At 57.7% G+C, this 12,496-nt stretch carries 14 protein-coding genes and 1 other RNA gene; 9 read left to right on the plus strand and 6 right to left on the minus strand.

Annotated elements, in window-relative coordinates:
- Positions 1-3 precede the first annotated feature (3 nt).
- Together Q0899_RS10470 and nudC are read right to left on the minus strand one after the other, a co-directional pair.
- Positions 4-483 carry an SRPBCC family protein gene (locus tag Q0899_RS10470; protein ID WP_299192684.1) on the minus strand — a complete coding sequence of 160 codons (480 nt, stop codon included), beginning with the start codon at positions 481-483 and terminating at the stop codon, positions 4-6.
- 39 nt (positions 484-522) lie between these two features.
- Positions 523-1,488 carry an NAD(+) diphosphatase gene (gene nudC / locus Q0899_RS10475; protein ID WP_299192686.1) on the minus strand — a complete coding sequence of 322 codons (966 nt, stop codon included), beginning with the start codon at positions 1,486-1,488 and terminating at the stop codon, positions 523-525.
- A 71-nt stretch (positions 1,489-1,559) separates the two neighbouring features.
- Here nudC and ffs point away from each other — a divergent pair.
- Positions 1,560-1,658: signal recognition particle sRNA small type (gene ffs / locus Q0899_RS10480), an RNA gene on the plus strand.
- A gap of 101 nt (positions 1,659-1,759) precedes the next feature.
- Here ffs and Q0899_RS10485 read toward each other — a convergent pair.
- Positions 1,760-2,638 carry a hypothetical protein gene (locus Q0899_RS10485; protein WP_299192688.1) on the minus strand — a complete coding sequence of 293 codons (879 nt, stop codon included), beginning with the start codon at positions 2,636-2,638 and terminating at the stop codon, positions 1,760-1,762.
- A 77-nt stretch (positions 2,639-2,715) separates the two neighbouring features.
- On the opposite strand from Q0899_RS10485, the gene Q0899_RS10490 reads away from it, so the two are divergent.
- The 5 genes from Q0899_RS10490 to recR all read left to right on the plus strand — a co-directional run bounded on the left by Q0899_RS10490 (position 2,716) and on the right by recR (position 7,738).
- A complete protein-coding gene (locus Q0899_RS10490) occupies positions 2,716-3,279 on the plus strand; it encodes a TetR/AcrR family transcriptional regulator (protein WP_299192690.1) in 564 nt (187 codons plus the stop codon).
- Positions 3,280-3,463: 184 nt separating this feature from the next.
- Complete coding sequence (locus Q0899_RS10495) at positions 3,464-5,212, plus strand: DNA polymerase III subunit gamma/tau (protein WP_299192692.1); 1,749 nt, start codon at positions 3,464-3,466, stop codon at positions 5,210-5,212.
- Positions 5,213-5,661: 449 nt separating this feature from the next.
- Entirely contained in the window at positions 5,662-6,006 is a 345-nt protein-coding gene (locus Q0899_RS10500) for a YbaB/EbfC family nucleoid-associated protein (protein ID WP_298293520.1), read from the plus strand.
- Between the two features lie 94 nt (positions 6,007-6,100).
- A complete protein-coding gene (locus tag Q0899_RS10505; RefSeq protein ID WP_299192694.1) occupies positions 6,101-7,135 on the plus strand; it encodes a TraB/GumN family protein in 1,035 nt (344 codons plus the stop codon).
- Between the two features lie 9 nt (positions 7,136-7,144).
- A complete protein-coding gene (gene recR / locus Q0899_RS10510; protein WP_298361771.1) occupies positions 7,145-7,738 on the plus strand; it encodes a recombination mediator RecR in 594 nt (197 codons plus the stop codon).
- A 2-nt stretch (positions 7,739-7,740) separates the two neighbouring features.
- Here the strand turns inward: recR and Q0899_RS10515 are convergent, their stop codons facing one another.
- Both Q0899_RS10515 and Q0899_RS10520 read right to left on the minus strand, forming a co-directional pair.
- The gene (locus Q0899_RS10515; RefSeq protein WP_298361774.1) at positions 7,741-8,613 is read right to left on the minus strand and encodes a DMT family transporter; all 873 of its coding nucleotides are present in this window, start codon (positions 8,611-8,613) and stop codon (positions 7,741-7,743) included.
- 30 nt (positions 8,614-8,643) lie between these two features.
- Positions 8,644-9,342: an HAD family hydrolase gene (locus tag Q0899_RS10520; RefSeq protein WP_299192697.1), complete on the minus strand. Its 699-nt coding sequence runs from the start codon at positions 9,340-9,342 to the stop codon at positions 8,644-8,646.
- Positions 9,343-9,448: 106 nt separating this feature from the next.
- On the opposite strand from Q0899_RS10520, the gene clpS reads away from it, so the two are divergent.
- Genes clpS through Q0899_RS10535 form a run of 3 tightly spaced genes read left to right on the plus strand, consistent with a single transcriptional unit; the run spans position 9,449 to position 11,640 of the window.
- Complete coding sequence (gene clpS / locus Q0899_RS10525) at positions 9,449-9,775, plus strand: ATP-dependent Clp protease adapter ClpS (RefSeq protein WP_298295893.1); 327 nt, start codon at positions 9,449-9,451, stop codon at positions 9,773-9,775.
- 43 nt (positions 9,776-9,818) lie between these two features.
- On the plus strand, positions 9,819-10,790 hold the full coding sequence (locus Q0899_RS10530) for a class I SAM-dependent methyltransferase (protein WP_298361780.1): 972 nt from the start codon (positions 9,819-9,821) through the stop codon (positions 10,788-10,790).
- Between the two features lie 43 nt (positions 10,791-10,833).
- Entirely contained in the window at positions 10,834-11,640 is an 807-nt protein-coding gene (locus tag Q0899_RS10535) for an SDR family oxidoreductase (RefSeq protein ID WP_298293534.1), read from the plus strand.
- Between the two features lie 10 nt (positions 11,641-11,650).
- Here the strand turns inward: Q0899_RS10535 and Q0899_RS10540 are convergent, their stop codons facing one another.
- Positions 11,651-12,394, minus strand: a complete 744-nt coding sequence (locus Q0899_RS10540) for an SDR family oxidoreductase (RefSeq protein ID WP_299192700.1) — start codon at positions 12,392-12,394, stop codon at positions 11,651-11,653.
- Positions 12,395-12,496 lie beyond the last annotated feature (102 nt).

The raw sequence follows: 12,496 nt of genomic DNA on the forward strand, positions 1-12,496 counted from the left end.
GAACTAAGCTCTAGGCTCTAGCCCGCGCTTGTGGCGGTCTTCAAGATCTTCCGCAAAATGAGCAATACGGGTTTTGTAGCGGCGGTTGAGCGTGTTGCGCGCCAACTTGGCCGATTGCATCAGAAGCCTCGCCGACAAGGACTTGGGGCGTACGTCCAGCTCCGCCCGCATCCGTGTCCTGTTGCGGGACAGGGCAACCAGCTCCACAAGGAACGCTCCCTTCATGTTGTTCGATGTCGCATCGAAAATCATGTGGTTAGGCCGGTCAAATTCGGACAGCGTCACCTCAAAATCCCGTTTTTTGCCGCGAAATTGAGCTTTAACCCGCCAAGCCAGCCCAACACCTGCCTCGTTCGCACTGCCCAATCGCGAAATCTCGGCACCGTGGCGCATCGCAGCACGCTCAAACCCTTCGAAATCCGAGAGCATGTCAAACACGTCGTTGATCGGGACCTCAAGGTCTTCTTTGGTAGAAAACTTCATCTTTAACTGCTCGCTTGCCTGGCATTGTCGCGCCGATGCTTAGTCTAGCGTATCCCGCAGCCAGTTAAGCAATATGAAATGCGCTATCGCACCTTGCCGGGCCGGCTTCATTTTCGGATTGTTGCCCGCAAACGTCTCTAACATCTCCTCACGTGTCACCCAAAGCGCGTCTTCGATCTCGTCTGGGTCAATTTTGATCTCCTCAGAGGTGGCTTGCCCATGGCAACCCATCATCAGCGAGGCCGGAAATGGCCATGGCTGAGACGCCAGGTAGTCGACTTGCCCCACTGTAATGCCAGCTTCTTCCAAGGTTTCACGTCGCACAGCCGCCTCGATGGTTTCACCGGGCTCAACAAACCCGGCCAACAAGGAATACATCCCTTCGGGCCACCCCGGCGAACGCCCCATCAGCACAGAGTTACCGCGTGTTATCAACATGATGACCACAGGGTCGGTGCGCGGAAAGTGATGGCCGCCACACGCGGCGCAGTCGCGCTGCCAGCCGGCCATCGTAATCTCGCTCTTGGTCCCGCATTTGGCGCAGAACCCATGTGTTTCATGCCAACTGGAAACCGCTTTCGCTGTCGCAATCAATTCCGCATCGCGCGGGTTGAGCATGTTCATGACCCCCCGCAGTTCCGAAAACAGATGGTCCGCTGGAGCTGCAGGGTGGTGTTGCTCTGACGGGTCCAAGAACGCTCCGAGTGTTGCGGCCTCTTCCGCAGGCTCCCAGCCGGAAACATCGCGCACAAACCGCGCGACGCCGTCGTCGATCCCCAAGAAGATCGGGGCCTCGTCCGCATATTCAAAAATCGGATGCGCGGGGGCCAACCAACCGGGCTTGTCTCGCGTCTCGCCGGCAATCAATGGTTTGCCCCGCCAAATCGGCATGACACCGGTGTTGTGCGCCTGTAACAAATTGGCGATAGCCTCGTCATCGCCACGCAGATACGCCGCGCGGTCCAGACTGGAGCCGCCGAAAGTCACTGTTTCCGCAAGTTTCATGTTTCTGCCCTTCTTTGACGTGCAAAATGCACCGTCTTGCAAGAATGGCAAGCGCCGCCTATATCCTGAGTCGAGGGGTTGGCGCGGGCAAGTGCCTCGCCAACCTGGTCAGGTCCGGAAGGAAGCAGCCACAACGAGCCCCACTTGGGTCGATGTCCAACCTCTCACCCTAGGCCAATTTGCATCGCAAACTCGCCGATCTCCCCCCCCCTCGGCAGGTAAGCCTTAAAAGAACGCTTACTGAGGGGTCCCACCCTTCGGCAGATTTTCCCTACTCCCCCAGAACATCATCCCAGCACGCCTGGTTTTCCTCGGCAAACACTTCAATGTGCCCAATTGATTGCAAACCATAAGCATCCGGTTTTAGCACTTTCTGGGTCACGACGGCCTCGCGGTAGAAATCCATTGTCCGCCACACCGCTTTGGGGGGGACCAGTTTGTCATCTGCGGCCGCCACGATCCGCACAGGGCAGCCAACTGCGTTGTAATCGGGATACGGCAGCGCTGCGCCGATATCTCCGGCAAAGAACCCTTGCGTGGTGCACCACTTGCGCCACTGCCAGTAGACGCCGCTCGGTAGGTCCGGCCCTACTCCAAGCTTGCGCCCGGGCAGGTACCCCAAAAGCCGCGTCGCCAATGGCGCAGGCCCATACCAGAAGGCCGCTGCGAGCGCGCGATATGGCCACGGATGGTCGCGCAGATGCACTGGCCCGCTGGCCACTGTAATCACCCTTTCCAGGCCAGACACCCCGTCCTGAAAAGCCAAGCCCATGCCGCCGATAGAATGACCCAAATGCCAAATCGGTAAACCGGGCAGTAGGCTCCAGATATGGTCGCGGACCGCAATTGGGTCATGCACGGCCCAATCAACCATGGTAGCGCGTGATGATCTCAGCGCGCCGGATTGCGACTCACCAAAGTCTCGGTAGTCATAGGTCACGCAGGCCAAGCCGCGTTCCACGGCAAGCCAAGTCGCGAAAGCCTCGTAGTAGCGCTGCCGGACACCGGTCGCCGCGTTGATAATCACCACAGCTTTGGGCGTTCCAGTTGGATGAAACAGCCGCCCGGCCAGGCGATGCACGCCCGATCTGATCTCAATTTCCTGCTTGATCGGCTGGCCGATTTGCACAGTCTCAATCCTGACATTCATGGCGTCATCCCTTACTAGACTGATTGGTCTAATAGCAAGTCTAGACCAATCAGTCTAGCCATGAGATACTCCGTTTCATGACCAAAAAGCATTCCACCAAAGACAAACTGGCCTGGACCGCCTCAAAACTCTTTCAAGAAAAGGGGTACGAGGGCGTCGGCCTGTCAGAAATTCTGACCAATGCCAAGCTGCCCAAGGGCTCGCTGTATTACCATTTCCAAAAGGGTAAGTCAGACCTTGCCATGACCGCGGCCAGCTATGCGTCACGCGAAATGATGCGGATCATTGATGACGCTTTCGTCCCGGCCAAAACCTATGATGACGGCATGACCACGCTCTTTTTCAAATGCGCCAAATTGTTTGATCTGATGGGCAAATGGAACGGCTGCCCGGTTTCCGGCATATTGCTCAGCGGCCCGCGCAACCCCTCTTTCCAGGACCTGTCGAATTCAATCTTCGACACATGGATTAACCGCATTGCGGAGCATGCGCAGAAGTTGGGCGTTGACGAGGCGGAGGCGCAGGACCGCGCCACCCACCTGTTCATAACGCTGCAAGGCGGCTGGACACTGGCCCGCGCGCAGCAATCCTCAGATGTATTGCGCCAAATTCCCGGCTACCTGAAGCGTGCCACGCGTTAACCAAGGGCAAAGCTGCCGCCGCGGACCTACGCTGCAAATGCGCGAAGCACAGAACGTCCACTGCCAACGAGTGGACAATTTTCAACTGGATGGGAACTGGACTTGGCGCAATTCTGTGGAGTCTTTAGTAGACCTCCCCCACGCCACCTCGTAGTTTCGGCAGGTGACGAATCTTGAGGGCCACATGAGCGAGACCGAACAAACACCAGTTGGCGGCTATCAGGTTCTGGCGCGCAAGTATCGCCCAGCGACTTTTGCTGATCTGATTGGCCAAACCGCCATGGTCCGAACCCTCAAGAACGCGTTCGACGCAGGCCGCATCGCGCAGGCCTTCATTATGACCGGCATTCGCGGCACCGGGAAAACCACCACCGCGCGGATCATTGCCAAAGGCATGAACTGCATCGGCGAGGACGGCCAGGGCCAGCCCACGACTGAGCCTTGCGGCGTGTGCGAGCATTGCACAGCGATTGCCGAAGGGCGCCATGTTGACGTCATGGAAATGGACGCGGCATCCCGAACCGGCGTCGGCGACATCCGCGAAATCATCGATTCAGTGCATTACCGCGCGGCGTCCGCCCGGTACAAAATCTATATCATTGACGAGGTGCACATGCTGTCCACTTCCGCCTTCAACGCGCTGTTGAAGACACTGGAAGAGCCGCCCGAGCACGTAAAATTCATCTTCGCAACGACGGAAATCCGCAAGGTTCCGGTCACAGTGCTTTCCCGCTGCCAACGTTTCGACCTGCGCCGTATCGAGCCGGAGGTGATGATCGCCCACCTCGCCTCGGTCGCTGGCAAAGAGAACGCGGAAATTGCGGAGGACGCATTGGCGCTCATAACCCGCGCCGCCGAAGGCTCGGTCCGGGATGCTATGTCTCTGATGGATCAGGCGATCAGCCACGGCGCTGGAGAGACCACCGCGCCACAGGTCCGCGCCATGCTCGGCCTTGCGGACCGTGGCCGCGTGTTGGACCTTTTTGACCTCATCATGAAGGGCGACGCCGCAGGCGCGTTGCAGGAACTCAGCGCTCAATATGCAGATGGGGCCGACCCCATGGCCGTGCTGCGCGACTTGGCCGAAATCACGCACTGGGTATCTGTCATCAAGATCACGCCTGAAGCCGCAGACGATCCTACCGTCGGCCCTGACGAGCGCATACGTGGTCAACAGATGGCCGAACAGCTTCCCATGCGGGCGATGACGCGCATGTGGCAACTTCTCCTGAAAGCCCTTGAGGAAGTTGCCGCTGCGCCGAACGCCATGATGGCAGCCGAAATGGCAATCATTCGGCTGACCCACATGGCCGACTTGCCATCACCCGAGGACCTGGTCCGCAAACTGCAAGATACGCCACCCCCAACGCCGCCTGCCGGTGGGCACTCCTCCCAAGGCGCCGGCGGTATGACCACCGCGCGTGCGCAGGCCTCCGTCGGCCATGTTCAAGGGTCTGGGGTAACGACAGCACTGGCCCTCAATCCCGAGGACGCGCTCGCACGATACGCCCGCTTCGATCAGATAGTTGAACTGATCCGCACTAACCGAGATGTTAAACTATTGGTCGAAGTCGAAACCACACTCCAACTGGCCAGCTATGCGCCGGGCCGCATCGAATTCGTCCCCACTGACAACGCCCCGCGTGATTTGGCCGCAAAGCTAGGCGCGCGGCTGCAGCAATGGACCGGCAACCGTTGGGCCGTGACTGTCGTCAACGAAGGAGGCGCCCCCACAATCGCAGACGTCCGCGACGCCGCAGAAAACGCGTTAAAGGCCGAAGCCGCAGAACATCCTATGTTCAAGGCCGCGTTGCAGGCTTTTCCGGACGCAAAGATCGTCGAGATCAGAACAGCGGCTGATTTGATCCAGGAAGCGGCTGTCGAAGCGCTTCCCGAGGTTGAAGATGAGTGGGACCCATTTGAAGACGGATAAACCTTCTTCACGCCTGCGGTGTAGCGGAAAGTCGAAGAATTTTGGCTGCCATGTACTCGGCCTTGTTCTAGGTGCCTACGTCCTCCCTACCCCCGCCGTCGCTGAAGTCTGCGACAAAACCCGTCCTTCGTGGAATGGTACAGCCGCTACTGTGCTCAGCGAAGCGCTCTACTTACTCACCACACCTTTCGGCCTCGCGACCTGCGGGTTGTTTCTGCTAGCAATCCTGACCCGTTCCACCTCATGGCTGGTCATTTCAACGCTTAGCTCTGGCGGCATCGCAATCATGTTTTATGTCCGCGACAGGGTTGAAGACCCGTCCAACGCAAACCAACTGGCACTGCAAGAAGGCTGCGTTGGTCCGACCACATTGGCGGTCGCAATCTGCCTCGGGTTCTGCGTAATATCAGCGGGACTTCTATTACTGAAACGAAAGACAGGAGCATCCGATGCTTAAAGGTTTGGGCGGGCTCGGCGATATGGCCGGGATGATGAAAAAGGCGCAGGAAATGCAGACCAAAATGGCCGATATGCAGGCCGAGATGGAAAACCTGACGGTCGAAGGCGAAAGCGGAGCCGGCTTGGTAAAGGCGACGGCTTCGGGCAAAGGCACGATTACCGCGCTCGATATCGATCCCTCCATCTTCCACCCTGACGAGAAAGAGGTCGTCGAAGACCTGATCCTTGCCGCCATCAAAGACGCGCAAAACAAGGCGCAGGACAAGATGCAGGAAGAAATGGGAAAAATGACCGAGGGCCTTGGTTTGCCTGCAGGAATGAAACTTCCTTTCTAAGTCTCTGCGAAACAAAAAAGGACGGTTGCGGGATAGGCTTTAGAAGCATCGTATCTTTGGAGGCTCCCCGCATTCGACCCATTCAGGGGCATCAATGAAGCAATTCCTCACCTCACTGCTCCTTCTGCTTCCAATCCCGGCATCTGCCCAACATTGGGCAACCGTGGATGCCTGCCGTATCGAAAACCCGCGCATCGTCGAAAGCGCCTTCGGCCCAGATGGCAACTTCATAAGATCTATCGCGGCGCAGGAAATCAACGGAACTGGTCGTCTTTGGAAGATCACCACCGAAAATGGGGCTCAGTCCCACCTCTGGGGGACTTACCATTCCAACGATCCCACCATTCTCGACCTGCCGCCCAAATTTCGTAAAGCCATTTCGCAGGCCAAGGTCGTTGCCACCGAATACAACCCGATTCCGAAGTCACGACGTATTATCGAACTGCAATATTCTGACGAACGTCTTTGGCGCCCGCTCCGCTCCGGCCACAAGTTTTCCTTACCTGACAAAGAGGTCGAAAGCTGGGTAAGAACCCGCGCGACGGCATTGGGCTACGGCAAGCGCGCGTTGGATAACCTGACAGACCTTGGTATTGCAGAAGCCCTGCTGGGTGATCCCTGCAATGACTTCCTGTCCGGGGTTTTCCCGATACAAGACGACCGCATCTTGCTGCTTGGGGCTGATGCAGGGGCCAAGATTGTCGGGCTTGAACCCTATGACAGTTTCCGCTCCACGCTTAGCCGAAATGACTATGCCGATGTCACACGCGCCATGATCGAGGTCTATGGGGCCTACCTGAACCCCAAGGACGTGCGGGAAGGTCGCTCCACCAGCTATGCGCTGTACCTGCAAGGTCAGATCGGCGTTATGCGCGCGTGGGACACCGCCTATATCACCCGCATATACGGGGACCCCCGCGGGGCCGAGCTGCTGTCGCTCGTCGACGGGTACCTCGTGGCGGAAAGAAACCAGACCTTCCTGCAAACCGCACTCCCCCTAATCGAGGATGGCGGCGCAGTTTTGGCGGTGGGTTCATTCCACCTGCCCGGCTCCGATGGCATGGTAGAATTGATCAGGGCGGCAGGACACACGGTAGAGCGGGTGGTGACCGCCGGAGAAATCCCCTAGACTCCCGCCATGAGCAACACCGACCTAGATCATCTCATTGAAATGATGGCGAAATTGCCGGGCCTTGGGCCCCGCTCTGCCCGTCGCGCCGTGCTGCATATGATCAAGAAACGCGCTCTTCTGATGACGCCCCTGTCAGACACATTGCAGAAGGTCGCCGCTACTGCCCGCGAGTGCATCACTTGTGGCAATATCGGCACCACCGACCTCTGTGATATCTGTGAAAGCCCCAAACGTGCCAACTCGGAAATCTGCGTAGTCGAAGACGTGGCCGACCTCTGGGCAATGGAGCGCAGCCAAATGTTCAAGGGCCGCTACCATGTGCTGGGCGGCACCCTGTCCGCGCTCGACGCAATTGGGCCGGATGAGTTGCGAATTCCGAAACTCGTTGACCGGGTGACGTCGGAAGGTATCTCCGAAGTTATTCTGGCCTTGAATGCAACTATCGATGGACAAACCACCGCTCATTACATCGCCGGAGAGTTGGAGAAGCGCGGCGTCAAGGTCACATCGTTGGCCCAAGGGGTGCCCATTGGCGGCGAGCTGGACTACCTCGACGACGGCACGATCTCAGCTGCCCTCAAAGCCCGGAAGGTGATGTAGGACTAGGCCGTTTGCCGGTCCCGCCACATCGCGTAAATGCCCGACGCTACGATCAGGGCAGCGCCAGCAAGCGTCATAATCCCGGGCCGCTCCCCAAACACCAGCATCCCTGCGACCAGCAGGAATATTAGCCGCGAATACCGGTACGGGCTGACCACCGACACGGGCGCCGCGCGGATCGAGGCAATCAGCAGCAAATAGCCCAACGCCCCAAATCCCACCATTCCAAAAACCAAAACCCAGTTCGGCGACGCAGGCAGCCACGTGTCCTCGGCCAGCCCGATCCACAACAACGCGAATGGCAGCGCCGCCGCCATAGTGTATGTCGCCAGTCGCGCGCTGTTCATGCCGGGTGGGGTCACGCGTGTGGTCAGGTCGCGCAGCGCCAGCCCGGTCATGGCAAGAATTGGCCAAAGCACCGTCGCGTCAAACCCCTCGTCGCCCGGCTGCACGATCATCAAAACACCGACGAACCCCACGCCAATAGCGCTCCATCGCCGCCAGCTGACGCGTTCTCCCAGAAACAGGATCGCGCCCACCACAACAACCAATGGCGTCGCCTGCAGGATGGCCCCAACGACCGACAAATCGACATAGGTCAGCGACAGTACGATGCCGAAGGTCCCCATAATCTCAGCAACGTAGCGCATCAGGTACAAAGGCCGGAACGCCTCCCATGACAGCAACGCCTCACCCTGCCACTTGGCCAATGCCGCAAAGACCAGCAGCCCGCCCCCCATCAGCATCAACGTGGTATGCGCAGGCGACATGGTGCCTGAAGCAAGTTTGATCAACGTATCCGCAATCGCGAACCCACCCATGGAGGCGACCATCAGGTAAATCCCCTTCAAAGGGTTTTGGACGATGGGTGTCATGGGATGGTCTCCAAACGGGTCAGGCAGGGCCTATAGCCCGCCCACCAATTCCACAAGCCCGCCCAGATGTTCCAGCACGTGGAATCGCGGGTGGCCCAGCGGCGCATCGGCGCGTTCGACTTCCCACTCGTATTTGGCAGGCACGTGCACACCCCAGCCGCCCGCATCAATGGCGGGCACCACATCCGATTTCATCGAGTTGCCAACCATCATAGCGCGGTCCGGCCCGTCGCCATGCCGCATGAAAGCGCGGATATAGGTTTGCGGGGTCTTGTCCGAGACAATCTCAACCGCGTCAAACAGCTCTCCCAGCCCCGATTGCGCCAACTTGCGTTCCTGGTCCAGCAGGTCGCCCTTGGTGATCAATACAAGCCTAAATCCTTCGGCTAAGGTGCTGACCACATCCGCGGCATGTGGTAGAAGGTTAACCGGATGTTCCAACATTTCCTGACCTGCCGCGATGATCTCGGCAATAGCGGTCGCGGGCACGGTTTCGTCGGTCACTTCGATCGCCGTCTCGATCATGGACAGCATAAATCCTTTTATCCCAAAGCCGTATTTGCCCAAGTTGCGCAACTCTGCCTGAAGAAGGGTCGCCGCAAGCTGGTCGGGGTCCGCAAAATCGCGCAGCAGTTCGGTGAAGTGGTCCTGTGTCAGGCGGAAGAATTCCTCGTTCTGCCAGAGGGTATCGTCCGCATCGAAGCCAATTGTTGTAATTGTTTGCACCATCTTAACCCGAACACCCTTTTCTGTACCCGACAGGTTCCTATATAGTAGCATCTCATCCGCAACACCGACCGACAAGGCAACGCACGTGACCCCCTTCGATCCGACCATGGCAGGTAGCGACGACGACCCCGACAAGGGGACGGACACGGTTGTCGTGACCAAGACCAAACCAAAGACGAAGAAACCACCGATGTACAAGGTGCTGCTTCTCAATGACGACTACACCCCGATGGAATTTGTCGTGCTGGTTCTTGAGCGGTTCTTCCAGATCAACCACGCCCAATCCGTCGAAATCATGCTGACCGTGCATAAGAAAGGCATGGCCGTCGTCGGCGTCTTCGCGTTTGAGATTGCCGAAACCAAGGTCGCTCAGGTGATGGACTTTGCACGCCGCAACCAGCACCCCCTGCAATGCACGATGGAGAAGGAGTAGGCGCTTCGCCTACCCGCGAACCATGCCAGCATCACGCCTCCAATTGGCCGCCGAAAGCGGAGCGATCGACCTGCCTGAAGGCACATTCGGTTGGCTAAATGCCAATAGCGGAAGCACTCTCGGTATTGATGATCACAGGCTTCATGCGACGCAAAGCTTCTTCCCGGATCATGCACGCCTGGAGGCTCGGGGCATAAGCGTGTCCCCATTTCTTCAGCGGCAGGTGGATCATGCCGTCATCCAGGCTCACCGATCTAAGGCCGCAAGTTTCAATCTGATAGCGCAAACGCTCGAACATACTTCACCCGGTGCGCTAATTTCCGTGGACGGCGATAAGACCGACGGAATCGAGAGCATATTGAAAGAGCTGAAACGTCGATTTGACGGTGTCGAGAGCTACTCGAAAGCGCATGGAAAGTTAGTCTGGTTCAAACATCCAGACGTGATGCCGGATATCTCCGATTGGATAGATGTGACCTATTTGTACCCAAATGGATGGGTGACGCGCGCCGGTGTATTTTCGGCTGACGGTCCCGATCAAGGCTCCAAGGCACTAGCCTCGGCATTGCCAGTTCTAACAGGCAAGGTGGCCGATTTGGGGGCGGGTTGGGGTTACTTGTCCGGTGAAGCATTAAAGTCCGAAACCATAACCGAATTGCACGGGTTTGAAGCCGACTTTCATGCGACGGAATGCGCGAAGCACAACGTCCGGGATGCAAGGGCGCGGTTTCACTGGTCGGACGTCTTGTCTTTGGAAGAGAACGGATTTGATGTGGTGATCTCGAACCCGCCATTTCACACCACCCGCAAACCCGATACGACGCTGGGCTCCGCGTTCATTCACAAGGCGGCTGATATGTTGAAGCCGAAAGGTGCGCTGTGGATGGTGGCAAACCGGAACCTCCCCTATGAGGCGACTTTGGCTTCCCGTTTTCGACGGGTCGACGTGATTTCAGAATCCGGCGGATTCAAGGTGATATCGGCCAGGACCCCCAAAACTTCTCGCACCGGCTAAGCGGTTCAATTAACCTTCCCCAAACCCGACTCGGAGACCGCACATGTCATTTTCGATCGCAGGCAAAACGGCAATTGTCACTGGCGCCGCCAACGGGGTTGGACTGGCCATAGCGAGACATTTCATCGCTCAAGGGGCGAATGTCATGATGGCCGACCGCGACGAGGATTCCCTGCGGGAGGAAGTTCCCGATGACGATCAGGAAGATGGCAACGCGCGCATATTCGCCTGCGACCTTCGGGAGAAACTAAGCCACTCCAATCTGATCAACGCCACCCTAGATGCGTTTGACCGCATCGATATATTGGTGAACGGCTCAAGACAGGTTTTGACCACCGATGCGTTGGATGTAGATGACGACAGCGTTGACGTGATGCTTCAGCAAAACCTGATGTCCAGCCTTAGGCTCAGCCAACAGGTCGCCAGAAAGATGATTGAGCAAGCCAGCGACAATGAGCCAGGCGAGATTGCGGGCACAATCGTCAACCTGTCGTCCATTGCAGCACACCGGTCGCGACCTGGTCTCATGGGGTTCTCAATTGCGAACGCAGCGATGGATCAAATGACCCGCACCTTGGCGCTCGCGCTCGCGCCCAACCACATCCGGGTCAACGCGATTGCATTTGGGTCGGTGATGTCCGCAAGCCTCAAACAGTCCTTAAAAGACACAGCCGGGCTACGCGAAGATATAACCAAACACACTCCGCTCGCCCGTATCGGAAACCCCTCCGAAGTCGCGGATGCTGCGCAGTTTTTGTCGTCAGACGCGGCCGGATTCATCACCGGCCAGATCATGACAATCGACGGCGGCCGCACCTTGCTGGACCCGGTTGAAACCGCGGCCCACTAGCAAATCCCCGCTATCCGCGCCCGATAAAGGGCATAGAGGACGCCATAACCGTCATAAACTGAACATTGGCCGAAAGCGGCAAATTCGCCATGTGCAGAACGCTGTCAGCGACGTGCTGAACATCCATGACCGGCTCGGGCTTTATGGACAGATCGGCCTGAGGCACCCCGCGGCCCATTTGTGTCGTCATATCGGAAGCCGCGTTTCCAATATCGATTTGCCCGCACGCGATATTGTAGGGTCGACCGTCGAGGGAGATCGACCGCGTCATGCCGGTTATTGCATGTTTGGACGACGTATAGGGCGCAGAGCCAGGTCGTGGCACAGCCGCTGAAATCGAACCATTGTTGATAATGCGACCGCCTTGAGGTGACTGTTCACGCATCAGGTTGAATGCACCCCGAGCAGCGATGAATGCGCCTGTTAGGTTCACGTTGATAACTTTGAGAAAATCCTCGACGGGGATGTCACCGATCGGTGCCGCAGGGACATTGTTCCCGGCATTATTAAACAGGACGTCGAGACGGCCATGATCGCCTTTGATGGTGTGATAGAGAGCGTCAACTTCGTCAGGATTGGTAATGTCAGCTGCAATTGCCGAAGCACCGGTATCGCCAATCAAGCCAACCGTTTCTTCAAGCGCCTCAAGCCGACGCCCTGTAACGACGACATGGTATCCGTTCCTACCCAACGTCAGCGCGCAGGCGCGACCGATCCCAGAACCGCCACCGGTCACCAATGCTACTTTCGACATGAACTGCTCCTTGAATTTCGTGTTTGCGCCGCTGCGTGCTTAACCATGAATTATCCCAATGACGGGCGCGGTGCCATCCTCTTCGAACCGTCTTTGCGACGC

The organism is uncultured Litoreibacter sp. (genome assembly GCF_947501785.1).
In the GTDB taxonomy this organism is placed as follows: Bacteria; Pseudomonadota; Alphaproteobacteria; order Rhodobacterales; family Rhodobacteraceae; genus Litoreibacter.

Excerpts from the sequence above, each read along its gene's own strand:
- recR (WP_298361771.1), top strand. The coding sequence starts at position 7,145 with ATGAGCAACACCGACCTAGATCATCTCATTGAAATGATGGCGAAATTG.
- Q0899_RS10535 (WP_298293534.1), top strand. The coding sequence starts at position 10,834 with ATGTCATTTTCGATCGCAGGCAAAACGGCAATTGTCACTGGCGCCGCC.
- Q0899_RS10505 (WP_299192694.1), top strand. The coding sequence starts at position 6,101 with ATGAAGCAATTCCTCACCTCACTGCTCCTTCTGCTTCCAATCCCGGCA.
- Q0899_RS10540 (WP_299192700.1), bottom strand. The coding sequence starts at position 12,394 with ATGTCGAAAGTAGCATTGGTGACCGGTGGCGGTTCTGGGATCGGTCGC.
- Q0899_RS10485 (WP_299192688.1), bottom strand. The coding sequence starts at position 2,638 with ATGAATGTCAGGATTGAGACTGTGCAAATCGGCCAGCCGATCAAGCAG.
- Q0899_RS10500 (WP_298293520.1), top strand. The coding sequence starts at position 5,662 with ATGCTTAAAGGTTTGGGCGGGCTCGGCGATATGGCCGGGATGATGAAA.
- Q0899_RS10490 (WP_299192690.1), top strand. The coding sequence starts at position 2,716 with ATGACCAAAAAGCATTCCACCAAAGACAAACTGGCCTGGACCGCCTCA.
- Q0899_RS10470 (WP_299192684.1), bottom strand. The coding sequence starts at position 483 with ATGAAGTTTTCTACCAAAGAAGACCTTGAGGTCCCGATCAACGACGTG.
- Q0899_RS10515 (WP_298361774.1), bottom strand. The coding sequence starts at position 8,613 with ATGACACCCATCGTCCAAAACCCTTTGAAGGGGATTTACCTGATGGTC.
- clpS (WP_298295893.1), top strand. The coding sequence starts at position 9,449 with ATGGCAGGTAGCGACGACGACCCCGACAAGGGGACGGACACGGTTGTC.
- Q0899_RS10520 (WP_299192697.1), bottom strand. The coding sequence starts at position 9,342 with ATGGTGCAAACAATTACAACAATTGGCTTCGATGCGGACGATACCCTC.
- Q0899_RS10495 (WP_299192692.1), top strand. The coding sequence starts at position 3,464 with ATGAGCGAGACCGAACAAACACCAGTTGGCGGCTATCAGGTTCTGGCG.
- nudC (WP_299192686.1), bottom strand. The coding sequence starts at position 1,488 with ATGAAACTTGCGGAAACAGTGACTTTCGGCGGCTCCAGTCTGGACCGC.